Source organism: Rhodanobacter sp. FW102-FHT14D06 (assembly GCF_043950705.1).
Classification (GTDB): domain Bacteria; phylum Pseudomonadota; class Gammaproteobacteria; order Xanthomonadales; family Rhodanobacteraceae; genus Rhodanobacter.
The window spans coordinates 66,767-91,570 of sequence record NZ_CP170722.1 but is presented as its reverse complement, the minus strand read 5'-3'; the positions used below and the strand labels follow the sequence as shown (position 1 = coordinate 91,570).

Sequence of the window (24,804 nt, the reverse complement as noted above, 5' to 3'; positions counted from 1 at the left end):
TGACTGATGCGAGGACTCCACGGGCAGATGAAAACCATATCACCAAGTGCTATGGTTGTAGCCATGAAACGGATTTTCAGAACACGGACGTTCAGCCGTTGGATGGGCAAGACGGGTCTGGCCGATCCTGATCTGTTCCAGTCGGTGATCGAGATGGAGGCAGGACTGATCGATGCCGACCTCGGCGGACAGTTGGTCAAGAAACGGATTGCCTTGCCCGGCCGTGGAAAGCGCGGAGGCGCACGAACCATCGTCGCCACCAATCGAGGCGACCGCTGGTACTTCATCTTTGGTTTCGGCAAGAACGAACGAGCCAATATCGACAAGCATGAGCTTCGCGCGCTGCAGGAGCTGGCGTCAGATCTTCTTGGTCAGGACGACAAAGCTCTTGCCGCCGCGCTGGAAGCCGACGAACTTGTGGAGGTAGACCATGACTAACAAAGTCCGCAAGAGCCGCATTCTTGCCGAAGTCCACGAGACGGCCACAGGCCTGCATCGGGCTGGTGTGATCAGCAAGCGCCGTATGCACGAGTACGAAGCGCTGAGCCATCTCGCCGTGCCGGACATTGGCGCAAGCAAGATCAAGCTGATCCGCGAGAATTCGAAGGTCAGCCAGGCCGTCTTCGCTGCCGTGCTCAATACCAGCGTTTCCACCGTGCAGAAGTGGGAAATCGGCGAGAAGAAGCCCAGCGGTCCTTCGCTGAAGCTGCTGAACCTGATTGATCGCAAGGGGCTGGAGGCAGTTTTGTAGGAAGCGAACGGGCTCGACGCAGCCGAGTATCACCGCGAGCGGGCTCATGCGCTGAAATCGCGGGCAACAAATTCCGTGCGAGCGTCACCGCGAATTTTAGGTGAGCCAAAGGGATGTCGCCTTGCGCGCGAAGAGCATCCTTGGCGGTGTCCCGAATGGGCGGCAATGATGCCGCGCGATGGGGTCGGTTCTGATCGGGCTGGTGGTCGCGGCGCAATGGCCTGCACTCTCGCCGTCGAAGAAGCGTTGGCTCGCGAGCGCCAGTCGATGGCCATCGATGTGGGCCCAGTACCAGGCCCGGCGGGTACGGGCGATGCCGACACGTACGCGAACCGCGCGGCATCGCTCAGGTGGTGGGCTGGAGCAAAGGTTCCAGCAAGCGGCTCAGTCGTGTCGGTGGCCACTTTCGCCGGGCTGGCCGAGGTCGATCAGGGCGGCGAGCGTCCTGCGGGTGGTGCTGACCGCGCGGGCACCGACACGCGCAAGCAGTTCGGCGTCGACCTGCTCGCGCGCTTTCGCCTGCACCTCCGCGGCGGCGCGGCCTCGTCGAGTCAGGGTCACGACCAGCTTGCGGCGATCGTTTTCGTCCGCGGCACGCTGCAGGTAGCCACTCGCCACCAGTGCGTCGACGAGCTGGCTGGCGGCCTGTTTGGACACGCGCAACTCCCGGACCAGTTCCCCCAGCGGCACGCCGCGCTCGTGGAGTGCCATGCCGCCAATCAGGTACAGGCCGTTCTTCGGAATATCGTGATAGCCGGCGTTGCCCAGCGCCCGGCGCATGGCCGTGCCGTAAATGGTTCGCGCGTGGCGGAGCAGGGCCGGCGTCACGACTTGCTCGTGCCAGTGAGGTGTGCGGGACATGGCAACTCATTAGTCCGTGTACTTGATAGTCAACATACATGACAAATTGGTCGCGACAAGCCATTCCCCGGCGGCGGCGCTGGGCGTACATTCCGCCCGGCGCGGTCGAGTGGAACCGTGCATCACGCAAACCGGGGGCAGTCATGCATCGTTCGTCGAATCTTCGTGGCAGGGGTACAGTGCGGGCGTTCGCCCTGGTTGTGGTCTGCGCCGCGTTCGGGGCCGCGTCGCCGGCCCGGGCCGCCATGCCGGTGTTGTCGTCTCCGGCGCAGGTTTATGTCGTGCACGCCCAGCCACTGCTGGCGATCACCCAGGTGCGGGTGATCGACGGCCACGGCACGCCCGCCCGGGAGAACCAGACGGTGTTGCTGCGCGACGGGCGCATCGCGGCGGTCGGGCGCCACGTGGCCTTGCCCGAGGGCGCGACGGTCATCGACGGCAGCGGGCAGACGCTGATTCCCGGCCTGGTCGGCATGCACGACCACATGTTCTATCCCGCGCCCAAGGTGAATCCCGCGGCGAAGGAGGCGATCTATCCGGAGCAGGCGTCGAGTTTTCCCAAGCTGTACCTCGCCGGCGGCGTCACCACCATCCGCACCACCGGCAGCACCGAGCCCTACACCGACCTGGCGCTGAAGAAGGCGATCGACGCGGGCCGTATTCCGGGGCCGAAGATGCACACCACCGGGCCGTATCTGGAAGGCAAGGGCAGCTTCACGCCGCAGATGCACGAGCTGGCAGATGCCGCCGACGCGCGCGATACGGTGAACTACTGGATGGACGAGGGTGCGACGTCGTTCAAGGCTTACATGCACATCACCCGCGCCGAGTTGTCGGCGGCGATCGCGGCGGCGCATGCGCGCGGCATCAAGGTGACCGGCCACCTGTGTTCGATCGGCTTCACCGAAGCGGCGGATCTCGGCATCGACGATCTCGAGCACGGCTTGTTCGTGGACACCGAGTTCAGCCCCGGCAAGCAGCCGGATGTGTGTCCGGACACCAAGGCCGCGGTGGCGCGCCTGGCGACGCTGAACGTCGACGACCCGGAAATCCGGGCGCTGATCAAGCATCTGGTGGCGAAGCGCGTTGCGGTGACCTCTACGCTGCCGGTGTTCGAGACCTTCGTGCCCGGCCGCGCGCCGCAGGATGCGCGGGTGCTGGACGCGATGTTGCCGCAGGCCCGCGTCGAATACCTGAAGGCGCGCGAGCGCGTCGCGGCGATGAAGGATTCCCCGTGGCCGCAGGCGTTCAAGTTGGAGATGGCTTTCGAACGCGCCTTCGTCGAGGCCGGTGGCACCCTGCTCGCCGGCCTCGATCCCACCGGCTACGGTGGCGTGATCGCGGGCTATGGCGACCAGCGTGAGGTGGAGCTGCTGGTGGAGGCGGGCTTCACGCCGGTGCAGGCCATCCGGATCGCCACTTTGAACGGCGCGCGTTTCATGGGCGTGGAAAAGGAGATCGGCTCGATCGACGTGGGCAAGGCGGCTGACCTGGTGCTGGTCAGGGGCAACCCGGCGGAGCGCATCAAGGACATCGAGAACGTCACCCTCGTGTTCAAGGATGGCGTGGGTTACGACCCGGCGAAGCTGGTCAAGGCTGCCGAGGGCACGGTGGGACTGCGTTGAAGGAATGGCCCCATGCATGGCCATGGATGCCGGTGCACGGGAATGACGACGTGCAGCGGGTACCATTCGACGCCACACCCGCTGCAGGATGGCTCGTGATGAAAAGGCTGCTCCCCTGGTTGTGCCTGGTGTTGCTGATCGCCCCGTTGCACGCGGCCGATGTGGCGGCGCCGGCTGCCCGCACCATCGTGCTGGTGCGCCACGGCTATTACCTGCCCGATGCGAAAGCCGATCCGAAGCTGGGGCCGCAGCTGGCGCCGCTCGGGGTGGCGCAGGCGCATCTGGCGGGTGCGCGGCTGGCCGGGTTGCCGACGCGTTTCGATGCGATGTATGTCAGCCCGGTGCAGCGTGCGCGCGATACGGCGGCGTTGATCGGCGAGGACTTCCCGGGGCGTCGCTTCGAGGTGGTCGACGATCTGGCCGAGTGCACGCCGCCGACGCGCCGGGCCGCGATCATGGCGAAGGAGAAGCCGGCCGACCTGGCCGCGTGCAAGGCGCAATTCGATCGCCTGTTCGCGCGCTACTTCAAGCCCGCATCCGGCCACGAACAGGCCGACCTGATGGTCTGCCACGGCAACGTGATCCGCAACATGGTGGTGCGTGCGCTGGGCGTCGACCCGCAAGCCTGGCTGGAAATGTCGGTGGGCAACGCCAGCATCACCCGCATCCGGGTGGAGGCTGATGGCAGCTTCAAGGTGATCTCGGTGGGCGACGTCGGGCACATTCCGCCGAGCCTGCGCACGGGCGCCAGCGGCGATCCGGAACGCAGCCTGGCGATTCCGGCGTTGCCATAGCGATGGACGGACACGAACTCAACTTGCCGGTGCCGCGCCTCGGCGATGACCGCGGATGGTGACGGGCATGACAGCACAGACTTCACTCCCCGGCTTCGCGCCTGCGGCCCCCACGGATCGATTGTTCCTGGCGGTGTTCCCCGAGCAGTCCACCGTGGCGCGATTGAATGCGCTTGCCGCCGATCAATGCGCCCGCCACGGGTTGCGCGGCAGACCGCTGCTGCCCGAACGTTTCCACGTCACCCTGCTTCATCTGGGCGACTGGGCCGGACTGCCGCCGGATGTGGTGGAGGCCACGGTGAAGGCGGCGGCGCGGGTGCAGGTTGTGCCTTTCGAAGTGATGTTCGACCGCGTGGCGAGTTTCGACGGCCGGCGCGACAAGCTGCCGTTCGTGCTGCGCGCCGATGGCGGCAATGCACCGCTGCGCGCCTTCCAGGCGCAACTCGCCGTGCTGTTGCGCGAGGCAGGCGTGGTGCCGGCCGGGGCCGGTTTCGAGCCGCACGTCACCCTGGCATACGATGCGCGCAAGGTGGCCGCCGAACCCGTGGCGCCGATCGGCTGGCGCGTCGACGAGTTCGTGCTGGTGCACAGCCTGCTGGGCAGGACACGGCATATCCGGCTTGGGTGCTGGCCGCTGGCCTGAGCGCAGGCGGTACGTCCGGCGCGTGACGCAGGAGTGCACGCGGAGCCCGGTTTTCTGTATGTTGTCGCCTTCCTCATCACAAAGGCTCGACGCATGACCGCATTGCCGGGACAACCCGACCATCTGCGCCGCAGCCTTTCCAACCGACATCTCCAACTGATCGCCATCGGCGGTGCGATCGGCACCGGCCTGTTCATGGGCTCGGGCAAGACGATCAGCCTGGCCGGGCCTTCGATCCTGCTGGTCTACCTGATCATCGGCGTGATGCTGTTCTTCGTGATGCGGGCGATGGGCGAGCTGCTGCTGTCCAACCTCGAGTACAAGTCGTTCATCGACTTCTCCACCGACCTGCTCGGGCCGTGGGCCGGTTTCTTCTGCGGCTGGACCTACTGGTTCTGCTGGATCATCACCGCGATCGCCGACGTCATCGCCATCGCGGCGTACACGCAGTTCTGGTTTCCGGGGTTGGCGCCATGGATCCCCGCCGTGCTGTGCGTGCTGCTGCTGCTCAGCCTCAACCTGGTCACGGTGAAGCTGTTCGGCGAGATGGAGTTCTGGTTCGCGCTGATCAAGATCGTGGCGATCTGCGCGCTGATCGTCACCGGTTTCGCGCTGGTCGCCTGGGGCTTTACCTCGCCCACCGGGCACCAGGCCTCGGTGGCCAACCTGTGGAACGACGACGGTTTCTTCCCGAAGGGGATGAGCGGCTTCTTCGCCGGCTTCCAGATCGCGGTGTTCGCCTTCGTCGGCATCGAGCTGGTCGGCACCACCGCGGCGGAAACCGCCAACCCGCAGCGCAACCTGCCCAAGGCGATCAACTCGATCCCGATCCGCATCATCATCTTCTACGTGCTGGCGCTGCTGGCGATCATGATGGTCACGCCGTGGCGCCTGGTGGAACCGAGCAAGAGCCCGTTCGTGGAGCTGTTCGTGTTGGCCGGCATCCCGGCCGCGGCCAGCCTGATCAACTTCGTGGTGCTGACTTCGGCCACCTCGTCGGCCAACAGCGGCATCTTCTCCACCAGCCGCATGCTGTACGGCCTGGCCGCGGAGAAGCACGCGCCGAAGACCTTCGGGCGGCTGTCGCGCGCCGCGGTGCCCTCACTGGGTTTGCTGTTCTCGTGCTTCTGCCTGCTGCTGGGCGCGGCGCTGATCTACCTGATTCCGGACCTCGTCACCGCCTTCACCCTGGTCACCACGGTGTCAGCGGTGCTGTTCATGTTCGTGTGGTCGCTGATCCTGTTTGCCTACATGGCCTATCGGCGCAAGCGCCCGCAATTGCACGAGGCGTCGATCTACAAGATGCCCGGCGGCGTGTTCATGTGCTGGGTGTGCCTGGCGTTCTTCGTGTTCGTGCTGGTACTGCTGAGCCTGCAGCCGGATACGCGCGAGGCGCTGATTGCGAGTCCGGTGTGGTTCGTGCTGCTGGGGATCGGTTACGCGTGGAAGGGGCGCCGGGCGCGCCGCGCATGAGCCGAATGTCTGTTGTCCCGCTGCGGGCAATCCGGCGGGATGCGGCTCTCAGTCGCGGTCGGGTGCGCCGAGCGGAAAGTACGAGCGGTAGGGCCGCGCCTCGTCCACCGCCCGGGCGAACGAAGGGCGCGCGAGCAGGCGTTGCCGATAGGCCAGCACGCTGGCGAAGTCCGCCGGAATGGGATGGGTCCAGTCGGCGTAGAACAGCGCGGGCGCGGCAGAACAGTCGGCGAGGCTGAAATCGCCGCCAGTGGCCCAGTGGCGGCCGGCGAGTTTCCGGTCCAGCCAGGCGTAGGCGGTATCCAGCCTCGCGCGTGCCTCGTTCACGCCGCTGGGGTCGCGGTCGGCGGCGGGGCGCAGGCTGTCGAACACGATCTTCTGCACGGGGGTTTGCACGTAGAGGTCGAAGCAGCGGTCCATCGCGCGCGCCTCCAGTGCGGTGTCGACGTCGAAGGGAATCAGCGGTGCGGCACCGGGGTAATGCCGGTCGAGGTACTCGATGATGATGCTCGATTCGATCACCGTGCGTTCGCCGTCGCGCAGCAGGGGCATGCGCCGGATCGGCCACAGCGCGGTGAACTCGGCGTCGGTGGCCGCGTCGTCCGGCGTGAGTACGCGCCATTCGAACGCGATGTCGTTCTCGTACAGCGCGATCAGCACCTTCTGGCAGTAGGAGGAGAAGGGGTGGGCGTAGAGCTTGAGGGTCATCGTGGGACACCTGATAGGGGAGGGTACGCGAAGGCGACGAACGAAGGCGCGCGGAATCGACAGGTGAAGCTCGACGCTCCTAGTATCGGCACACGACAGAATTGCGCGAGGTGACGGTCATGAAACGCCTGCTGCTCGGTTTGCTCGGCCTGGTGCTGCTGGTGTTGATCGTGGCGGGCGGCGCCTTGCTGCTGGTCGACGCCAACCACTTCCGTCCGCAGATCCAGGCCAGCCTGGGGCAGGCGCTCGGCCGCGAGGTGACGCTGGGCCAGTTGCACGTTTCGATCTGGTCCGGCTCGCTGGATGCCGACGAGATCCGCATCGGCGATGATCCGGCGTTCGGCGACAAGCCGTTCGTCAGCGCGAAATCGTTGCAGCTTGGCGTGAAGCTGTGGCCGTTGCTGCTGCACAGGCAGGTGCAGATCACCTCGCTGACGCTGGACCAGCCGGTGGTGCGCCTGCTGCAGAATCGTGCCGGCCAGTGGAACTTCTCCCACTTCGGCAACGGCACGGCGGCGACACCCGCCGCCAGTGCCTCGTCGGCTCCACCGCCCGCGTTCAGTGTCGACCGGTTGCGGATCGCGGATGGTCGCATCGGCCTGCAGCGCGCGGCCGGCGATGCGCGCAGCTATCGGAAAGTGGATTTGCGCGCCGACCATGTGGGCCTCGGTGCGGCGTTTCCGTTTTCGATGGGCGCCGACATCGCCGGCGGCGGCAGCCTGAAACTGGATGGCACGCTCGGCCCATGGGACGCGAAGGACGCACTGCTGACGCCGGTCGAGGCGCATCTGGTGATGCAGGGGCTGGACCTGGTCGGCGCCGGCCTGATGAGCAGCGCCGACGGCGTCGGCGGCTTGCTTGATATCGACTCGCGGATCAGCTCGGCGAAGGGCGTACTGACGTCGAAGGGCGGCATCGACGCGCGCCGGCTCAAACTGGTGGCGTCCGGTTCGCCGTCGCCGCAGCCGCTGCGCATCGACTACCAGGCCAGCTACCGATTGCTCGACGGCACCGGCCGCATCGAACAAGGCACGCTGGGCAGCGGCGGCGCGAAGCTCGCCGTCGACGGCAGCTTCGACAACCGTGGCAAGGTGATCGGGCTGGATCTTCACCTGCGCGGCAAGGCGTTGCCGGTCGACGACCTGCAACCGCTGCTGCCCGTGTTCGGCGTGGTGCTGCCGAAAGACTCGCGCCTCAGCGGCGGCAGCGTGGGCGTGGACCTGCGCGCGCGCGGCCCGCTCGACGCGCTGGTGATCAGCGGCCCGGTAACCCTCGACGACTCGCGCCTGGCCGGCTACAGCCTGGCCTCGAAACTCGGCGGGGTGCTGTCGCTGGCGGGCATCAAGGCACCGCGGGACACGGTGATTCGGCACGCCGCCGCGACGCTTAAGATCGCACCCTCCGGCATCCACGCCGAGCCGGCCAGCGCGGAGATCGCCGAGCTGGGCAGCTTCACCGGCAAGGGCGGCATGGCTGCCGACGGCCGGCTCGATTTCAACATGCTGGTCAAGCTCGATCAGGCGATGGCCGGCGGTGACCAGGCATCCGCCGGCCTGCTGCGCAATTCGAAGGCCGGGCGCCTGCTCGGCGGCGTGCTCGGCAGCGCGTCCGAACATGGCGTCGGCATGCACGTCGGCGGCACCGCGAGCGCGCCCAGCTTCAAGCTCGATCCTTCGGCCGTCGCCGGCTTGCTGGGCGGTGACGCCAGCCGCAACAGCCCGGCAGCCGAGACCCGGCCGGCGAGCAAATCCGGCAAGCAGGATGCCCTGAACAGCCTGCTGCAGGGCGTGCTGGATTCGCGCAAGAAGCAATGAGGACGAGGGCAACGGGCAGGCAATCCGGAGCCAGGCCCCAAAAGGGGAAGCGGCGAGTACGGAAACCCTGATCTGGTCAGCCCGGCATGGATGCTGTCTATCCAGCCACGTCGGTCTGGTTTCGGGGAGGCGCTGTGCGTGATCCCGGGCGACCGATACCCGGCATGGGGCGCGTCGAACCCGAAGCTCCCGCGTCGCCGCCGAGCCTGTCGCGCCGAGGCCTGCGGCAATTTGCTGCAGACTGGCGTCGCGCGCGGGACGTGGCGCGGATCGTTCGCCGTGACGGGACTTGACTGGAGTCAAGGCGTCACCGCGCAGTGCGGGCCAGCATCGGTCCCGACAGCACCGCACACATGCCGGTGAAGCGAGGTATCCCATGGAATTCCACATTGCGCTGACCGGCGGGTCGCCCGAGCCGGTGGTGGTGCAGGACGCCTTGTTCAACGTCGACCCGACCGCCGTGGTCGACCTGGACATGAGCGGCCTGGTGATGCGCGTGTCCGCGGCGGCGTCCGCGACGGACCTGATCGAAGTGTTGCGCCAGCTCGGCTGGGCGGTGACGCCGGCACAGGTAGTGCAACTGCCGTCGATCTGCTGCGGCGGTTGCGGCGGCTGACGTCGATGGCGTGCGGATCAGCCGGCCTGTGCTTTGCCCGCTCGCTGCAAGGCAGCGGCCTGCGCATCGCGCTGGTCGAGAAACAGCAGGAGGCGGCGCTTGGGGCGCCGGCCGATGACTGGCGCGAGATCGCGATAACCCGTCACTCGCTGCGCCGGTTGCGTGCGCCGCAGCGGGCCTGATGGAGCCGCGGTGCCCGCTCACTGCCGGTCGAAACGCCCCCACACCAGCTTGATGGCCACGCCGGCCAGCACGAGGCCGCCGATCACCAGCATGGCCATGCCCGAGCGCTGCTGGTCGTCGAGCAGGTAGTTGTTGCACAGGCGCACCGGCGAAACCAGGTATAACCAGCCCAGCCGGAAGAACGTGGCGATCAGTTCGAGCAGGAACACGCCACGCACCACGAAGCCCATGCGCGGCCAGCCCAGGCCCAGCGGCAGCCCGATCAGCAAGGGTACGCTGGTGAACTTCGCGAACGCCATCCATGGTTCGCTGACCGCCGCATCCAGCGAGCGCGGCAGCATCCAGAACATGCCGGCCAGGGTGGCCAGCACCAGGCTGGTGATGCCGTGGTGGTTCCAGCGCGCGATGCCTGCAGCGAGTCGCGGCGGCAACGCGCCGCCCAGCAGGCAACCGGTGCCGATCAACAGCGGTATCTGCACCAGCATCTGCAAGCTCATGCGGCCTTCCAGCCACGCCCGTGCCGGTGGCAGCAGCAGGGCTGCGAACAGCACGGCGGCCGTACTCGGAGCCAGGCGTGGCCAGCGGGCGATCATCGTTCGATGTCGTCGCGCACGGTTTGTGCCACGGTCTGCGTGTTGCCGGTGTCGAGTATTCGCACCAGCCGCCCTTGCGGGTCGACCACCTGGATCGCGGCGTTGTGCACGTAGCCGCCCATCCCGTCCGGCACCACGGTGACGCCGAACGTGCGCAGCAGCTGGCGCGAGCCTTCATCGCTCATCGGCCGGGCGGCGATCCAGCCGTGGCCGCGGCTGCGAAAGCGCTCCTGGTAGGCGGACAGTTCCGCAGGGGTGTCGTGCGCCGGATCGAAGCTGATGCTGAGCAGAACCAGCTTGTCTTCGGCCAGCGGTGCAGCCAGTTGGTCCTGCAGTTGCGCAAACTCTCCGCCCAGCGCCAGGCACCAGCTCAGGCAGCGGGTGTAGACGAAGTCGACCAGTACCCAGCGACCGCGCAGGTCGGCCAGGTTGAGCCGCGCGCCGGACTGGGTTTCCAGCAGCACCGCCGGTACCAGCGGTGGGTCGCGCCGCACCGCGAGGCGGCGCGCAGTTTCGCTGGTGAACGCCTGGAAGCCGTCGGTGGCGACCGTCAGCGCGGCGCCACCGAGCACGAGCAGCAGTCCGCTAGCCAGCAGGGTGCGAAGGATCGGCATCGGCCGGTGCCTTGAGCAGGCCGACGATGATGCGCACCGCGAACACCAGCATGCCCAGGATCAACACCATCGCCGCGACCGAGCCGACGCGGTCGGTCGGCACCCATTCCGGCAGGTGCACGGCGAAGCGCCGCGCCACGCTGACGTGGCCGGCGTACAGGAACGCCATGCAGAAGCTGATGCCGCCGACGACGTACAGGAACAGTCCGGTGCGATCCGCGCCGCTGTTGACCGGCGCGCGCCGGCGGCTGCCGACCACGTGGTAGAGCAGGGTGAGGATCATCGGCAACACGCCCAGCAGCAGGTAGAAGTGGAAGTGTCCCGGCACCCACTGCGTGTTGTGCATCACCCGGTTGACGCTGATGGTGCCGTCGATGATCGCCGGCACGATGCCCGCGGCCCAGCCGAACAGCGCCAGCACGGCCAGCATCGAGGGCATCTTCCAGCGCAGCCCGGAGCGGTGGATGTTGGTCAGCACGCCGTACGCGGTCACCAGGAACACCGGGAAACCGGCGGCGTAGGAAATGATCTGGCCCATCACCAGCATCCAGCGCGGCTCGGCGTAATCCATCAGCAGGTGGTGCGGGAACACGATGATCACGAACACCGTGCTCACCGCCCACGACCACAGGAACGGCCGCGAGATCCCGTAGGGTTTGCCGGTGTAGCGCGGCAGCAGTTCGTAGACCGCGATCACGCCCATGTAGATGGTGGCGTTGATAATCATGTGGCCGAACCAGTAGATCAGGTTCTTCACCACCAGTGCGTTGAGCGCGATCTCGGGGTCGTAGAGGTTGATCAGGCACATCACCAGCACCACCGCGCCGGCCAGGATGCCGAGCGAGTTGGCGATGATCACCATGGTGCCGGCCACGACGGCCTTGGGATGGGTCGGGTCGATCGTGCCGCCGAACAGCCATTGCAGGCCCAGTCCGCGACCCAGGTTGCCGTAGCGGCGAATGATCGCCGCGGCGGCGTCAAGGTAGAACAGCAGCATGCCCACGCCGATCAGCAGGTAGCCGATCATGAAGGCGGCGGCTGCGCCGCTGCTCCACAGGCCCATCGAGTGCACCGGCAGCGGGTAGAGGAAGGTCCATGCGCTGGCGAAGTTGCCGATGAACACCGCCCAGATGATGCACAGCGCGCCCAGCATGAACAGCACGTAGTTGCTCACGAACGCCCACAGGTGCAACGACACGTATTTGCGCAGGAAGAACCACATGACGGCGGTGCTGGCCAGGCTCATGGTGCCGACCATGCCGGCCCCGTGCATCGTCATGATCTTGTAGAACATGCCGGCCAGGACCGGTGTCCACTCGGCCTGGGTCATGCGCATGGTCAGGCCGAGCAGCATCATCAGCACGAACAGCAGCAGGGCGGTGATCATGTAGAGGTTGAACATCACGCGTTCGCCGCGTGGCAGCCTCTCGTCCAGCGGGTAAAGTTCGAGCGAGCTCATGGCTTGTCCCCCGCGGCAGCAACCTCGAGTTCGGTTGTCATCCCGGTGTGTGCGACGCCGCAGTATTCCAGGCACATGATCCGGTAGGTGCCCGGGGTGTCGAACGTGTAGAGGATCTTGTTGGTGAATCCGGGCATCGCCTGGGTCTGGGTGACGATGCGGCCGTCAGGTGCGTAGATCGCGAAGCCGTGGTTGACGTCGCTGGCGGTCACCCGGAACTCAACCGGTTCACCCACCTTCAAGTGCGTCTGGCTGACGTCCCAGGTCCATTGGTGGCCGATCACGTCGACCACCTGCGTTGCCTGCAGTGGTGCGTGCTGCGGCGGGATGGGAAAGGGCCGCAGGCTGGCCCAGGCGATCCCGATGCCAAGCAGCAGCAGCGCCAGGAACAGTCCGCGGCGCAAGGTGATGGAACGTCGGTTGACGCGTGCGGCCTCGGCGGCTTCGGCCGGCCTGCCGGCCTGGGTGATGGCATAGACGAAGCCCAGTGCCACCAGCCCCATCCCCGTCAGCGTGATGGCCCAGATCACGTTCTGGAAGATCATGGTCGTTCTCTCCCCGGAAAGCGCCACGTCCAAGCCCGTCTACGCCGTATCGGCAGCGGTGTCAAGGCACGGTGGCGGAGGAGGTCGTGGTGGGTCCTGCGATGCCTGTCCCGGAACGGCCGTCCGGGCGGCCGTGTTTGCGGCGTGCGTGACGCCGACACGGCCGCCTGTCGAAGCACGGCCCGAGCCGCGGCATCGACGTGTCAAGGGGAATTGCCGAGTCGCGAGGCGATGCGTATCTCGCCGGTCAGCACCTTGTGGATCGGGCACTTGTTGGCGATCTGCAGCAGGCGTTCGCGCTGCTCGTCGTCCAGCGCGCCCTGCAGGGTGATGACGCGAGTGATGTCGTTGCCCGACTCGGGCGTGCCGTCGGGATTGAACGCGAGTTCGACGTCGACATGTTGCAGCGGCCATTGCTTGCGTGCCGCGTACATCTGCAGCGTGATCGCGGTGCAGGCGCCCAGCGCGGACAGCAGCAGCCGGTGCGGCGCCGGGCCGGTGTTGGCGCCGCCTTCCTCGAGCGGCTCGTCGGCGTGCCAGCGGTTGCCCTGGTCGTCGGTGAAATCGACCGCGTACGGCGCGCTGCCGGTGCTGGCGCGGACGGTGGGGATGCTCATGGCGGGTTCTCCTTGGTCGGGTTTCAGATCACGTCCCACAGGTAGCCGTCATGCGCGAGCACCGCGCCGGCCAGCTGCTCGATCGCCTCGTCCTCGTTGCGCTCCAGCCCGCGCACGTTGCGCGCCATGCGGCGGCGCGCCTGGCGCGCGAACACCTCGGCGATGCTCATGGCTTCCTCGGCGGCCGGATGCGACTGCTGCGCCAGGCTGTCGGCGCGCGACAGCACGCACAGGCCGACGAACAGGTCGATCGCGATGTCGGCCAGGCGCTTCTGCGCATGCTGCATGTCGGCCGCCTTCTTGCCATGGCGGCGCAGCAGCGCATCGGAGGATTTGGACAGCTCCACCGTGTATTTCTCGTAGGTGGCGGCGACCTTGCGCAGCCGCGGCGACAGCTCGTGCGCGATGCGGTCGATGCCGTAGCCGGTGGCCTCGCGCATGCGCCGGCCGGTGTAGCTGCCGAGCACGCCGAAGCCCTTGATCGGGTCGTTGAAGATGTCGCCCACCGCCGCCTTCAGCTCGCTCAGGCCCGCGCCCACGCCCTTCAGGCCGGACAGCGCGATGTACAGGCGCAGGATCTCGTTGGTGCCTTCGAAGATCGACAGGATGCGCGTGTCGCGGGTGATCTGCTCGTACGGAAACTCGCGCATGAAGCCGTTGCCGGCGGCGATCTGCAGCGCCTCGTACGACGCGCGCTGCACCGCCTCGCTGGCGAACACCTTGCTCATCGCGGCCTCGACCGAGTAGTCGCTGCCGCCGCCGTCGATCAGGTGCGCCACCATCCACACCGCGCTTTCAGCGGCGAAGCAGTCCACCGTCATCTGCGCGATCTTCTCGCGGACCAGGCCGAACTCGGCGATCGGCTGGCCGAACTGCTTGCGCTCCTTCGCCTGCGCGCAGGCGAGGCGGATCAGCGAGCGCATGCCGCCGACCGCGCCGCCGCCCAGGCCGGTGCGGCCGCTGTTCAAGATGCTCATGGCCACCTTGAAGCCCTTGCCGACCGGGCCCAGCACGTTTTCCGGCGGCACCCGCACGTCGGCGAACGCGACCGTGGTGGTGCTCGATGCGCGGATGCCCATCTTGTCCTCGTGTGGGCCGTGGCTCACGCCCGGCCACTTCGCCTCGACGATGAACGCGGTGATCTTGCCCTCGGGCGTGTCGGTGCGCGCGAACACGGTGTAGAAATCGGCGATGCCGCCGTTGGTGATCCAGATCTTCTCGCCGGAAAGCGTCCAGCTGCCGTCGTCGTTGCGCACGGCCTTGGTGCGGATGGAAGCGGCGTCGGAACCCGCGCCGGATTCGGTGAGGCAGAACGCGGCGATCATCTCGCCGCTGGCCAGCTTCGGCAGGTAGCGCTGCTTCTGCTCGTCGCTGCCGAACAGCAGCAGCCCCTTCATGCCGATCGAGCTGTGCGCGCCGATGGTCAGCGAGACCGAGCTGTCGTGGCTGGAGGTCTGGCCGAGCACCCGCGCGTAGGCGCCGTTGGACAGCTCCATGCCGCCGAATTGTTCGGGAATGATCAGGCCGAACAGGCCCATCTCGCGCAGCGCCTGGATGAACTCGGCCGGCTGCTCGGCGTCGCGGTCGTACTGCTTCAGCTCGGCGCCCTTGTCGGCTAGGAACTGGTCGATCGCGTCGGTCATCGCACCCAGCATCTCCTTGTCGCGCGCGCGGATCTCGGGGTACGGGAACAGGTTTTCCTCGAGGATGTTGCCCAGGAACAGCTGCTTGGCGACGCTGTCGTCGCTGCGCAGCGCGGAAGGAGCGGGAGAGGCGGGCGACGACGGGCTCATGACGCATGACTCGATGGCGGGCGAAACGCCATTCTGGCACTTCCGCCGCGCGCGGCCATGTTGCGAATCGACGCAGCCTGCCTGCGCCGCCGCTTCGGTTATGCTCGCCGGACGTCATGCCTGGGGGACGTCCATGGAACGATTCGCCATCGTCGCGACGCTGGCCGCCGCGCTCGCGTTGGCCGGCTGCGCACCGCATGCCGCGGTCAAGCCGGCCAGTACCATCGCCTTGTCGGTCGACGCATCGGGCCAGGGTGCCGATGACCGCGACCTGCAGAAGGTGCTCGACGCGCTGAAGATGATCGAGGCCGGCAGGATCCAATTGGCGATCGACGGGCCGCTGACCGAGGTCGTGCTCAAGTACGAGGCGATCTACGCGGGCAAGCCGGGCAAGGTGTTCTGCGCCCGCGGTCTGGTCGATGCGCTGGCCTACGCCGGCATGGGCGCCAAGGCAGTCAACGGCAACGCCGACGTGTCCGTGCAGGTGATCGGCCCGGCCTGGGCGCAGGCGTACTGGGCGCGCGGCTACGCCTACAGCGAGATGGCCCGCTACGCCGATGCGCGTGCCGAGCTGGAGAAGGCCTTGGCGTTGTCGCCGATGGACAGCCAGTACAAGAGCGAACTTGCGTTCACCTACCAGCGCAGCGGTGACTGGGAGAAGATGCTGGCCCTGTACCAGGAAGCGGAGGGCGATGCGGGGATCAGTGGCGCCACCCCCGAAGATGCCGTCCGCTTGAAGTGCGTGGCCCTGCGCGGCCAGGGCTACGCGCTGGTTGAGCTGCATCGCCTCGACGAGGCGACCGGGGCCTACCAGGGTTGCTTGAAACTCGTGCCCGGCGAACCCAAGTCGTTGGCTGAGCTTGGATATATCCAGGGTTTGCGGGCGAAGGCGCACTGAGCGGCCTGCCCGCGACCCTGCTTCGCGGAGGCAGCACCATGGCAACCGGCTGGGCCGGCGACGGCGCCGTGCAGGATCAGATCGATGCCACCGTCAATGACGGTGTGCAGCGGGCGCGCCAGCAATTGCGCAAGGGCCCGGGCCTGACCCATTGCGAGGAATGCGAAGCGCCGATCCCCGCGGCGCGCCGCGCCGCCGTGCCCGGCGTGCGCTTGTGCGTGGCCTGCCAGCAGGAGCGCGACAGCGAGCGTGCCGCCAGCCTGTACAACCGCCGCGGCAGCAAGGACAGCCAACTGCGCTGAGCCGGTGTCAGGGGCCGGGCAGCATGGCCGGCGGCGGGTCCGGTCATTGGCGAACGCCGTGGCCGGCGACGCGGATCACACCCGGCTTGTGCGGCGCGGAGTATGGTGTTGCGAACAGCATTCGTCACAGCGACTGTCGTGGAGGTACCGGCTTGACCCCGACGCCCCCCGCCGAACTTGCCGCAGGCATCGATTATTTCTTCGCGGTGCGCCCCGACGGCCACGCGCGCGTGGAGATCGCCAACGTGGCCGCGCGTTTTCGCCGCTCGCAGCGCGCCAGCGGCGTGCCGGTGTCGGTCGACAACCTGCACCTTGCCTTGTGCCCGATGGGCCGGCCCGAACGGCCGCAGCTGTCGCCGGAGCGCGCCATGCTGGCCGCGGGCGCCGCGGTGCGGGGCAACGCGTTCACGATCACGCTGGACGCCGCCATGCGCTGCATCCCCACCGGCGGGCAGTTTCCCTTCGTGCTGTGCGCGGACCCGGTCACCGCCGCGGCGGCGCTGGAGCTGCGCAAGGCGATCGCTGCCGCGCAGCGCGCGCAGGGATTGCAGGTCAACGGCGTCTCCATTTTCCATCCGCACGTGGCCTTGCAGCACGGGCCGGCGATCGACGCGATCGAGGAATCGATCAACCCGATCCGGTGGCGCGCGGAGGAGTTCGTGCTGATCCGCAGCTTCTTCGGCCAGGCCAGCCATGAAGTGATCGGCCGCTGGCCGCTGGCGAGCGAGCCCGCCCCGGCCGCGATCGACATGTTGGCCGAACTGGCCAACATGCCTGACTTGCCGGCACTCCCTGACGAATGAGGCGCTGGTCGGCGGAGGCCTAGATTGGCGGCTCCGCGCGGACCTGCGGCGTGCTTGTGCGCTGTTGTCGCGTCAGCGCGTGCTCGCGCTGGGCGATGTAGAGGCTGGCGCCGATGATGATGGCCGCGCCCAGCGCGGTGTAGTGATCCACCGCCTCGCCGAAGATCCACCACGCCAGCACCGCCACGATCAGCAACTGCAGATAGCTGAAAGGCGCCAGCATCGACGCCTCGGCCAGCCGCAGCGCTCGCGTCCAGCAGTAGTGGCCACCGGTGCCCAGCGCGCCGGACAGCACCAGCCACGGCCAGATGCCGGCGTGCGGCCATTGCCACACCGACAGCGCCGCAGGCAGCGACAGCGGCACCCACAGCAAGGTGGTCAGCAGCACGATGCGGTCGGCCGGCTCGCTGCCGGTCAGCGACTTGATGCTGATCGTCACCGCGCCCGTGAGCCCGGCCGCCAGCAGCGCGACCATGCTGCCCGGTGCGAACGCGGCACTGCCGGGGCGCACGATCACCAGCACGCCGATGAAGCCGGCGATCACCGCAGTCCAGCGGCGCCGGCGCACCACCTCGCCGAGAAAGATCACTGCGCCGATGGTGACGAACAGCGGCGACGAATACGACAGCGCCACCGCCTCGGCCAGCGGCAGGTTCACGATTGCCCAGAAGCCCGCCAGCATGCCGCCCATGCCGAGCACGCAGCGCATCACGTAGAAACCGAAGCGCGGCGTGCGCAGCAGCGACCAGCCCGGCCCGATCAGCAGCGGCAGCGCGAACAGCGTGCCGAACGCGCTGCGGAAGAACGTGATCTGGAACGGGTGCAGTTGCGCCGAGGCCAGCCGGATCACCACCGCCATCAGGGCAAACAGGCTGGCGCTGGCCAGCATCAGCAACACCGCGCGCAAGGGCAGTGCGGTTACGGGCGACGAGGGGGGGATCGGAGCCAGGGCGGTGCCGCGCAAGGACGTGGGAGGCGCGCATGGTAGCCCATTCCGCCTCGGCGCCGTGCGGGCAATGCCCGCCGCTTCACACTGTGACAAGAGCCGGCGGGCGGTGCCGCCCTACGGCGTTGTGCCGCCGGATGCGGGCAGGCTCTGCTCCTGCCTTCCGTGTTGCGGATTGCCCGACCACGCCTGCAGGCGTTCGCGCACGGCCGGCTCCAGGCTCTTCATGCCCCAGCGGCGGCCTTCTGCCAGCGCGGCTTCGGTCGATTTGCCGTCGATCAAGGCAGCGCGCAGCGCGATCATCGCGCCGACCCGGTTGCTGCTCGCGCAATGCACCAGGGTTTCCTGCGTGCCGGCCTGGTGCAGCAGGCGGTCGAACTGCACCACGTTGTTGCGGGTCAGGTCGGCGGCGCCGTGGATCGGCAGGTTGTGATAGTCGATGCCCGCCGCGCGCATGGCGGCGGCCTCGTCAAAGCGCGGCGTCTCGCTGTCCACGCTGAGGTCGATTACCTGCTTGATGCCGGCTCGCTGCAGGGCGGCCACGTCATCGGCCTGCAACCTGCCCGATGCGACCCGATGCGGCGCCGGGAACGACACGTTCGGCAGGTCGGCCAGCGCGGTCTCGGCCGGTGCGGCGGCATGCACGGCGAGCGGAGTGACCGTCAGAATCAATGACAACAACAGGGATCGAAACATGTCGACAATCTCGCAGTGAACCCGCCACAGGATAGCCGACGCCGCCTTGCGGCCGTTTATTGCCGCGCCTGCAGGCGCAGCCCGCGCGGCGTCAGCCAGCGCTCGACCAGTTCGAACAGGCCCTGCACCAGCAGCGCCAGCACCGCCGCGGGGATCGCGCCTTCCAGGATCAGCGGGATGCTGTCCAGCCGGATGCCGGTGAGGATCGGCTGGCCGTAGCCACCGGCGCCGATCAGCGCGGCCAGGGTGGCCGTGCCCACATTGATGACTGCGGCGGTCTTGATGCCGGCCAGGATCGAGCGCATCGCCAGCGGCAATTCGATGCGGCGCAGCCGCACCCGCCGTGGCAGGCCCAGTGCCGCGGCCGATTCCATCAGTTCCGGCGCAATGCCGACCAGGCCGGCATGCGTGTTGCGCACGATCGGCAGCAGGCTGTACAGGAACAGCGCGGCCACCGCCGGCCAGGTGCCGATGCCCAGCAACGGGATCATGAACACGAACATCGCCAGCGACGGCACCGTCTGCAGCACGCCGGTGGCCGCGATCACCAGTTGCCCCAGCCGGCGCCGACGCGCGGCGACGATGCCGAGCGGGATCGCCAGCGCCAGCGCCAGGCCCAGCGAGCTCGCCACCAGCTCGACGTGCTCCACGCTGCGCTGGCGCAGCCGCTGCCACAGGCCGCGCCGCCCCGCCTCGACGCGGGTGCCGAGGAAGTCGGCGGCCACCGCGCTGTCGCGGCGGCCGTCGAGCTTCACCGCGGCATTCATCGCGCGCATCGCCTGCTCGTCGATGCGGCCGGCGAGGCGGCGCAGGGCGGCGACGAAGGCGGGCTCGTCCCGCTCCAGCGCCAGCCGATAGAGGAACACCGCCTGGTAGCGCGGGAAGTAGTGGCGGTCGTCGGGCAGGGTGCGCAGGTGGTAGTAGGGGATCTCCGCGTCGGTGCTGTACAGGTCGATCGCATCCACCGCGCCGCTGGCCACCGCGCGGTAGGACAGCACGTGATCCAGCCCGCTGACCTTCGTTTGCGGCAGGGCATAGGCGCGACGCAAACCCGGCCAGCCATCGCCGCGGTCCATGAACTCGTTGGAGAAGCCCAAGCGCAGCGACGGGTGTGCGCGCAGGTCGGAGATGCGGCGGATGTCCAGTCGCGCCGCCTCGTCCTGACGCATGCCGATCGCGTAGGTGTTGTCGAAACCGAGTGGGTCGGTGATGCCGATGCCCAGCGGTTCCAGCCGGGCGCGCAAGGTGGCGATGTCGGCGTCGGCCGGCACGTCTTGCAGCAGCTCGTGGGTCAGTGTGCCGGTGTACTCGGGGTAGGCGTCGATGTCGCCCTGCTGCAGGGCCTTCCACAGGATGCGGGTGCCGCCCAGCTCGCGCTGGTGCACGGCCTGGACGCCGGCATCGCGTGCGGCCAGTCGCGCGATCTCGCCCAGGATCACCGACTCGGTGAATTGCTTGGAGCCGATCCGCACCGGTTGCGCGATCGCCAGCGCCGGCAGCAGGCCGGCGAGCAGCACGATGGCGATGCGGGCAGGCATGCCGGTCATGGCGTGGCCGGCAGCGTGCGTTGCGCCTGCACGAACTGGCGCGCGAAGTCGTCGGCCGGGCGGTCGCGCAGATCCGCGTAGCTGCCGTCCTGCACCACCGCGCCGCGCCGCAGCAGCACCAGCCGGGGGGCGAACCAGGCCGCCTCGGCCAGGTCGTGGGTGACGACGATCACCGTCTTGCCCAGTTCGCCGAAGATGCGCTGCAACTGCTCCTGCAATTCGTGGCGCACGATCGGGTCCAGTGCACCCAGCGGTTCGTCCAGCAGCAAGGCGTCGGGGTCGACCATCAGCGCGCGCATCAGCGCCACGCGCTGGCGCTGGCCGCCGGAGAGTTCGGCCGGGTAGCGCGCCAGCGCGTCCGACGGCAGCCGGGTGAGCTGCGCCAGCGCCTGCGCTCGCTCGCGGATGCGTTGCGGCGCCCAGCCCAGGTGCTGCGGCAGCAGGCCGAGGTTGCCCATGGCGGTGAGGTGCGGAAACAGCCCGCCGTCCTGGATCACGTAGCCCACGCGACGGCGCAAGGCGAGGATGTCGGCCGGCTGCAGGGCGCGGCCGTCCACGCGCACGCAGCCGCTGTCGCTGCGCTCGAGCCCCAGCAGCAGGCGCAGCACGGTGGACTTGCCCGAACCGCTGCTGCCGATCAGCGCGGTGGTGCTGCCGGCGGCGAAGGCCAGGTCGATCCGCTGCAGCGCCACGACTTTGCCGTACCGCTTGCTGGCGCCGTCGAGCGCGAAGCGGATGCCGCCGCCGACCTCAGCGGCGCCCATGGTTCCGGGCGCGACGGGAACCACCCTGTGGCGTGGTCCGGTGCGCGCTCACGCGGGCGGCACCGTGGTGGCGAAGCGCGCGATGAAGTCGGCGGCCGGTTGCGGGCGGCCGAGGTGGAAACCCTGGCCGAAGTCGCAGCCCATGTCGATCAGCAACGCCTGGGTGGCGGCATCCTCGATGCCTTCGGCGGTAGTGGCCAGGTCCATGTGGTGGGCCATGTTGATGATGGCGCGCACCAGCTTGGCGGTATGCGGTTCGCTGCGGATGGCGCCGATCAGCGACTGGTCGATCTTCAATTCGGTGGCCGGGAACTGGCGCAGGTAGGCGATCGAGGCGTAGCCGGTGCCGAAATCGTCGATCGCGATGCCGATGCCGCGGTCGCGCAACCGGCGCAACACCTGCACGCTCAGCTCGAGGTCGTTGACCAGGGTGGTCTCGGTGATCTCCACGATCACCGCCGTCGGTGGCACGCCCCAGATTTCCAGCGCGCCGGTCAATTGCTCCACCATGCCCGGGCGCGACAGCACGCGCGGCGAGAAGTTGATCGCAAAGCGCAGGCCCTGGAACGAGGGCAGGCTGGCCACGTGCCGCAGGGTCGTGTTCATGCTCCAGCGGGTGAGTACCGAGATCAGGTCGCTCTGCTCGGAGAACGGCACGAAGTTGGCGGGCGAGACCTCGCCGTGGTTGGGGCTGCTCCAGCGCGCCAGCGATTCGGCGCCGGCCAGGCGGTCGCTCTGCAGGTTCCAGATCGGCTGGAAGAACACCTGCAGCCGGTTGGCGTCCAGCGCCTCGCGCAGTTCGTCGTAGAAGATCTCGACCTGGGTGTCGTGCGGCGCGTAGACCACGTACAGCTCGCCGCGCCGCTGCGCCTCGTCCAGCGCCATGCTGGCGCGGCGACACAGGCGGTCGGCGCCGGGGCCGTGGTCGGGATACAGCGCGATGCCCATCACCGGCCGCACCAGCCAGGGCGAGGCGGTTCCGTCCAGCGGCTGCTCGAAGGCCTGGGTCAGGCGCGTGCCGGCGAGCAGGGCGTGGTTGGCGCTGAGCATATCCGGCAGCAGCACGACGAAGCTGTCGTCGCCGGCGCGGAATACGCGGTCGATCGGACGCAGCGAACGCTGGATCAGCGCATGCGCCATGTCCTCGGCCTGTTCGCCCTGGGCGTAGCCGAAGCGCAGGCTGATCTCGCGCAGGCCGGGCACGCGCAGCATCAGCACGGCGAAACGCTCGCCTGCGCTGGCGCGGATGTGCGCGTCGATCTGCTCGAAGATGTGTTCGCGATTCAGCATGCGGCGGCGGGCCAGGGGGAAGGCGGGCGGACGGGCGTCGGGGTGGTCATCATTACAGGAAGAAGCGGCTGGCATCGATACCGTAGTCGCCGACCGCCAGGCTGCGCACGATGTCCACGCCCTCGTCGTCGTCCAGCTGCATCAGGTCCACCGCCCGGAAATCGTCCAGCGGCTGCTTGTTCGGCTCGCTCAGGATCGCCACCCGCGGGCGCAGCCGGCGCACCTGGTTCTGCGCCATCACGATCGCCACCTCGCCGGTGCTCAGTTCCACCAGCGAGCCGGTGGGGTAGACGCCGAGGCAGACCTGGAACTGCTCGATCATCTCGGCCTGATGCAGGCGGTTGCGTGCGGCGTAGATCTGCTGCAGCGCCTGGTGGCGTGAAATGGGCGCGCGGTAGGGACGCGCGCTGGACATCGCGTCGTAGCTGTCGATGATGCCGAGCATGCGCCCGCTGATCGGGATGGCGTGGCCGGCCAGGCCGTCCGGGTAGCCGCTGCCGTCGTGGCGCTCGTGGTGGGTGCGCACGATGTCGAGCACGTCGAGGTTGGCGATGCCTGCCTCGTCCAGCAGGGCCAGCCCGTGGCCGATGTGCGAGCGGATGATGTCGACCTCGCTGGGAGCCAGCGAACCCGGATATTGCAGCAGTTGCTCCGGCAGGCGGGTCTTGCCCACGTCCATCAGCAGGCCGCCGGCGGCGAGGCTGAAGATGGTCTCCTCGTCGAAACCCATGTGTCGGCCGAACGCGGCGGCCAGCGCGCTGCAGCTCACCGCGTGGCTGTAGGAATAGCTGTCGCTGCGGCGCAGGCCCTCCACCAGGAAGAACGCATCCGCGCTGCGCAGCACGGTGGCCACCAGCGGGCGCACCGCCTGCTCGACGCGCTCGACCGACAGCTCGCGGCCGCTGGTCACGTCCTCGAACAGGCCATCGACGATCTGCGAGGCGTTCTCCAGCGCGGCGCGGGCACGTGGCGCCTCGTCCTCGACCGCGGCGAGATCGGCGTAATGGGTGCGGCTGCTGAAGCGGTGGCGCGGGGCGTCGGCGCGCATCAGCGCCTGCGGCGCGTCCGGCGGCACCAGGCGGCGCGCATCGACCCAGACCTCGCGGCACAACTGCTGCAGGGTCTCGATGTCCTCCAGCCGGGTCAGCGCGACACCTTGCAGTGCGAATGGCGTCTCCTCCCATGGCCGATCCAGCCGGCACACGAACATGCCCAGCTGCAGATCGGCCACGTCGATCCGACGCTCTTCGATTTCGAAAGCCACGCACTGCTCCGACCGATGGTGGACGCCGAGCCACGGCAACGCGATCGCGGCGGTCCAGCGGCGAGGTTAGCAGCAGTGCGGATTGCCGTGCCAACGGCTGGCCGGTGCGCCATGCAGCGGCGTACCCTGTGCGCCCGTTTCGTGGATATCGCCGCCCATGCCGTCGTCGCATCGCCTGATCCGCTTCGTTCGCAGCTGCCATCTCTACCTCGGCGTGTTCACCGCGCCGATGCTGCTGTTCCTGGCGGTGAGCGGCGGCCTGCAGACCTTCGGCCTGCATGAGGCCAGCCGCGGCAGCAGCTACGCGCCACCGGCGTGGCTGGCCAGCATGGCGCAGCTGCACAAGAAGCAGACCCTGGAGGTGCCGGTGCGGCGTCCGCGTCCGGCGGCAGCGGTGGCCGAGGCCGCGCCGGTCGCGCGGGCAGCGGTGCAGGGCGCGCCCGCGGCACCCGGTGCGCGCCGCAACCTGCTGCCGATGAAGATCTTCTTCGCCGCGATCGCGCTGGGCCTGTTCATGTCGGTGTGCAGCGGGCTGTACATGGCCTGGCGCTTCACTCGCCGGCCGCGGCTGTTCGGCGCCGTGCTGCTGGGCGGGATTGCCGCGCCCCTGCTGCTCTTGCTGGCCTGAGCCGGTCGCAGCATGGCGAACCGGCAGCTCGACCATTTGCAGCATCGCCCGGCGCGTTCCGCGTTCGCGCTGCGCTACCTGGTGCACGACTTCGAGGTGCCGATGAACGTGGGCAGCGTGTTCCGCATTGCCGACGCGCTGGGGGTGGAGATGATCCACCTCACCGGCGCTTCGGCGGTGCCGCCCAACCGCAAGTTGCGCAAGACCTCGCGTGCGACCGAGCAGCACGTGCCGTTCCGCCACGACGACGATCCGCTGCCGGTAGTGCACGAACTGAAGGCCGCCGGCTACCGCATCGTCAGCCTGGAGCTCACCAGCGCCAGCATCGACATCCGCGAGTTGCCGGTGGCCGCGGGCGAGCGCATCTGCCTGGTGCTCGGTTCGGAGAACCGCGGCGTAAGCCAGGCCCTGCTGGACGGCTCCGACCAGACCGTGCACATCCCCATGCTGGGCGCGCATTCGTCGATGAACGTGGCCACCGCCTGCGCGATCGCGACGTTCGAAATCATCCGCGCGTTTCCGGTGCCGCCGGCCTGAGGCCACGGTCGTGGAGGGGCGGGGTTCCGTTCGGCGCCGG

28 protein-coding genes are annotated in these 24,804 nt (G+C 68.3%); 14 read left to right on the top strand and 14 right to left on the bottom strand.

Annotated features, from left to right (window positions below; all coding sequences use genetic code 11):
* Positions 1 to 63 precede the first annotated feature (63 nt).
* Both ACFCQI_RS00480 and ACFCQI_RS00475 read left to right on the top strand, forming a co-directional pair.
* The gene (locus tag ACFCQI_RS00480; RefSeq protein ID WP_395119338.1) at positions 64 to 438 is read left to right on the top strand and encodes a type II toxin-antitoxin system RelE/ParE family toxin; all 375 of its coding nucleotides are present in this window, start codon (positions 64 to 66) and stop codon (positions 436 to 438) included.
* A complete protein-coding gene (locus ACFCQI_RS00475) occupies positions 431 to 751 on the top strand; it encodes a helix-turn-helix domain-containing protein (protein WP_395119336.1) in 321 nt (106 codons plus the stop codon). Before ACFCQI_RS00480 ends, ACFCQI_RS00475 begins: the two co-directional genes overlap by 8 nt.
* 384 nt (positions 752 to 1,135) lie before the next feature.
* On the opposite strand, the gene ACFCQI_RS00470 is transcribed toward ACFCQI_RS00475, so the two are convergent.
* Positions 1,136 to 1,579, bottom strand: a complete 444-nt coding sequence (locus ACFCQI_RS00470; RefSeq protein ID WP_395119334.1) for a MarR family winged helix-turn-helix transcriptional regulator — start codon at positions 1,577 to 1,579, stop codon at positions 1,136 to 1,138.
* A 314-nt stretch (positions 1,580 to 1,893) separates the two neighbouring features.
* Between ACFCQI_RS00470 and ACFCQI_RS00465 the strand changes: the two genes are divergently transcribed.
* The 4 genes from ACFCQI_RS00465 to cycA all read left to right on the top strand — a co-directional run bounded on the left by ACFCQI_RS00465 (position 1,894) and on the right by cycA (position 6,147).
* On the top strand, positions 1,894 to 3,237 hold the full coding sequence (locus ACFCQI_RS00465) for an amidohydrolase family protein (RefSeq protein ID WP_395119332.1): 1,344 nt from the start codon (positions 1,894 to 1,896) through the stop codon (positions 3,235 to 3,237).
* A gap of 98 nt (positions 3,238 to 3,335) precedes the next feature.
* On the top strand, positions 3,336 to 4,031 hold the full coding sequence (locus ACFCQI_RS00460; protein ID WP_395119330.1) for a histidine phosphatase family protein: 696 nt from the start codon (positions 3,336 to 3,338) through the stop codon (positions 4,029 to 4,031).
* A gap of 67 nt (positions 4,032 to 4,098) precedes the next feature.
* Positions 4,099 to 4,674, top strand: coding sequence for a 2'-5' RNA ligase family protein (locus ACFCQI_RS00455; protein WP_395119328.1), 576 nt, complete (start codon positions 4,099 to 4,101; stop codon positions 4,672 to 4,674).
* 93 nt (positions 4,675 to 4,767) lie between these two features.
* Positions 4,768 to 6,147 carry a D-serine/D-alanine/glycine transporter gene (gene cycA / locus ACFCQI_RS00450; protein WP_395119326.1) on the top strand — a complete coding sequence of 460 codons (1,380 nt, stop codon included), beginning with the start codon at positions 4,768 to 4,770 and terminating at the stop codon, positions 6,145 to 6,147.
* Positions 6,148 to 6,195: 48 nt separating this feature from the next.
* Here the strand turns inward: cycA and ACFCQI_RS00445 are convergent, their stop codons facing one another.
* Positions 6,196 to 6,855 (bottom strand): glutathione S-transferase family protein, encoded by a 660-nt coding sequence (locus ACFCQI_RS00445; RefSeq protein ID WP_395119324.1) that lies wholly within the window; start codon positions 6,853 to 6,855, stop codon positions 6,196 to 6,198.
* Positions 6,856 to 6,974: 119 nt separating this feature from the next.
* Between ACFCQI_RS00445 and ACFCQI_RS00440 the strand changes: the two genes are divergently transcribed.
* From ACFCQI_RS00440 to ACFCQI_RS00430, 3 genes are all read left to right on the top strand, one after another.
* A complete protein-coding gene (locus tag ACFCQI_RS00440) occupies positions 6,975 to 8,669 on the top strand; it encodes an AsmA family protein (RefSeq protein ID WP_395119322.1) in 1,695 nt (564 codons plus the stop codon).
* Positions 8,670 to 9,045: 376 nt separating this feature from the next.
* A complete protein-coding gene (locus ACFCQI_RS00435) occupies positions 9,046 to 9,285 on the top strand; it encodes a hypothetical protein (protein ID WP_395119321.1) in 240 nt (79 codons plus the stop codon).
* Between the two features lie 5 nt (positions 9,286 to 9,290).
* Positions 9,291 to 9,467, top strand: a complete 177-nt coding sequence (locus ACFCQI_RS00430; protein ID WP_395119319.1) for a hypothetical protein — start codon at positions 9,291 to 9,293, stop codon at positions 9,465 to 9,467.
* Positions 9,468 to 9,485: 18 nt separating this feature from the next.
* On the opposite strand, the gene ACFCQI_RS00425 is transcribed toward ACFCQI_RS00430, so the two are convergent.
* The 6 genes from ACFCQI_RS00425 to ACFCQI_RS00400 all read right to left on the bottom strand — a co-directional run bounded on the left by ACFCQI_RS00425 (position 9,486) and on the right by ACFCQI_RS00400 (position 15,089).
* Positions 9,486 to 10,061 (bottom strand): hypothetical protein, encoded by a 576-nt coding sequence (locus ACFCQI_RS00425; protein WP_395119317.1) that lies wholly within the window; start codon positions 10,059 to 10,061, stop codon positions 9,486 to 9,488.
* Positions 10,058 to 10,675: an SCO family protein gene (locus ACFCQI_RS00420; RefSeq protein WP_395119315.1), complete on the bottom strand. Its 618-nt coding sequence runs from the start codon at positions 10,673 to 10,675 to the stop codon at positions 10,058 to 10,060. The genes ACFCQI_RS00425 and ACFCQI_RS00420 overlap by 4 nt, the downstream gene beginning before the upstream one ends.
* Positions 10,647 to 12,134 (bottom strand): cbb3-type cytochrome c oxidase subunit I, encoded by a 1,488-nt coding sequence (locus ACFCQI_RS00415; protein ID WP_395119313.1) that lies wholly within the window; start codon positions 12,132 to 12,134, stop codon positions 10,647 to 10,649. The genes ACFCQI_RS00420 and ACFCQI_RS00415 overlap by 29 nt, the downstream gene beginning before the upstream one ends.
* Positions 12,131 to 12,679: a cytochrome oxidase gene (locus ACFCQI_RS00410; RefSeq protein WP_395119311.1), complete on the bottom strand. Its 549-nt coding sequence runs from the start codon at positions 12,677 to 12,679 to the stop codon at positions 12,131 to 12,133. Before ACFCQI_RS00410 ends, ACFCQI_RS00415 begins: the two co-directional genes overlap by 4 nt.
* Before the next feature lie 203 nt (positions 12,680 to 12,882).
* Positions 12,883 to 13,296 carry an OsmC family protein gene (locus tag ACFCQI_RS00405; RefSeq protein WP_395119309.1) on the bottom strand — a complete coding sequence of 138 codons (414 nt, stop codon included), beginning with the start codon at positions 13,294 to 13,296 and terminating at the stop codon, positions 12,883 to 12,885.
* A gap of 23 nt (positions 13,297 to 13,319) precedes the next feature.
* On the bottom strand, positions 13,320 to 15,089 hold the full coding sequence (locus ACFCQI_RS00400; RefSeq protein ID WP_395119307.1) for an acyl-CoA dehydrogenase family protein: 1,770 nt from the start codon (positions 15,087 to 15,089) through the stop codon (positions 13,320 to 13,322).
* A gap of 133 nt (positions 15,090 to 15,222) precedes the next feature.
* On the opposite strand from ACFCQI_RS00400, the gene ACFCQI_RS00395 reads away from it, so the two are divergent.
* From ACFCQI_RS00395 to ACFCQI_RS00385, 3 genes are all read left to right on the top strand, one after another.
* On the top strand, positions 15,223 to 15,987 hold the full coding sequence (locus tag ACFCQI_RS00395) for a hypothetical protein (protein ID WP_395119305.1): 765 nt from the start codon (positions 15,223 to 15,225) through the stop codon (positions 15,985 to 15,987).
* A gap of 38 nt (positions 15,988 to 16,025) precedes the next feature.
* On the top strand, positions 16,026 to 16,289 hold the full coding sequence (locus ACFCQI_RS00390) for a DksA/TraR family C4-type zinc finger protein (RefSeq protein WP_395119303.1): 264 nt from the start codon (positions 16,026 to 16,028) through the stop codon (positions 16,287 to 16,289).
* 152 nt (positions 16,290 to 16,441) lie between these two features.
* Entirely contained in the window at positions 16,442 to 17,092 is a 651-nt protein-coding gene (locus ACFCQI_RS00385; RefSeq protein ID WP_395119302.1) for a 2'-5' RNA ligase family protein, read from the top strand.
* A 19-nt stretch (positions 17,093 to 17,111) separates the two neighbouring features.
* Here ACFCQI_RS00385 and ACFCQI_RS00380 read toward each other — a convergent pair whose 3' ends face one another.
* From ACFCQI_RS00380 to ACFCQI_RS00355, 6 genes are all read right to left on the bottom strand, one after another.
* Positions 17,112 to 17,999 carry a DMT family transporter gene (locus ACFCQI_RS00380; RefSeq protein ID WP_395119301.1) on the bottom strand — a complete coding sequence of 296 codons (888 nt, stop codon included), beginning with the start codon at positions 17,997 to 17,999 and terminating at the stop codon, positions 17,112 to 17,114.
* 156 nt (positions 18,000 to 18,155) lie between these two features.
* The gene (locus tag ACFCQI_RS00375; protein ID WP_395119300.1) at positions 18,156 to 18,734 is read right to left on the bottom strand and encodes a hypothetical protein; all 579 of its coding nucleotides are present in this window, start codon (positions 18,732 to 18,734) and stop codon (positions 18,156 to 18,158) included.
* A 56-nt stretch (positions 18,735 to 18,790) separates the two neighbouring features.
* Positions 18,791 to 20,272 (bottom strand): glycine betaine ABC transporter substrate-binding protein, encoded by a 1,482-nt coding sequence (locus ACFCQI_RS00370; RefSeq protein WP_395119299.1) that lies wholly within the window; start codon positions 20,270 to 20,272, stop codon positions 18,791 to 18,793.
* A 5-nt stretch (positions 20,273 to 20,277) separates the two neighbouring features.
* Positions 20,278 to 21,045, bottom strand: coding sequence for an ATP-binding cassette domain-containing protein (locus tag ACFCQI_RS00365; protein WP_395119298.1), 768 nt, complete (start codon positions 21,043 to 21,045; stop codon positions 20,278 to 20,280).
* A gap of 48 nt (positions 21,046 to 21,093) precedes the next feature.
* The gene (locus ACFCQI_RS00360; protein ID WP_395119297.1) at positions 21,094 to 22,335 is read right to left on the bottom strand and encodes a putative bifunctional diguanylate cyclase/phosphodiesterase; all 1,242 of its coding nucleotides are present in this window, start codon (positions 22,333 to 22,335) and stop codon (positions 21,094 to 21,096) included.
* Between the two features lie 52 nt (positions 22,336 to 22,387).
* Complete coding sequence (locus ACFCQI_RS00355) at positions 22,388 to 23,599, bottom strand: HD-GYP domain-containing protein (RefSeq protein WP_395119296.1); 1,212 nt, start codon at positions 23,597 to 23,599, stop codon at positions 22,388 to 22,390.
* 157 nt (positions 23,600 to 23,756) lie between these two features.
* Between ACFCQI_RS00355 and ACFCQI_RS00350 the strand changes: the two genes are divergently transcribed.
* A complete protein-coding gene (locus ACFCQI_RS00350) occupies positions 23,757 to 24,227 on the top strand; it encodes a PepSY domain-containing protein (RefSeq protein WP_395119295.1) in 471 nt (156 codons plus the stop codon).
* Positions 24,228 to 24,239: 12 nt separating this feature from the next.
* The gene (locus ACFCQI_RS00345; protein WP_395119294.1) at positions 24,240 to 24,764 is read left to right on the top strand and encodes a TrmH family RNA methyltransferase; all 525 of its coding nucleotides are present in this window, start codon (positions 24,240 to 24,242) and stop codon (positions 24,762 to 24,764) included.
* Positions 24,765 to 24,804 lie beyond the last annotated feature (40 nt).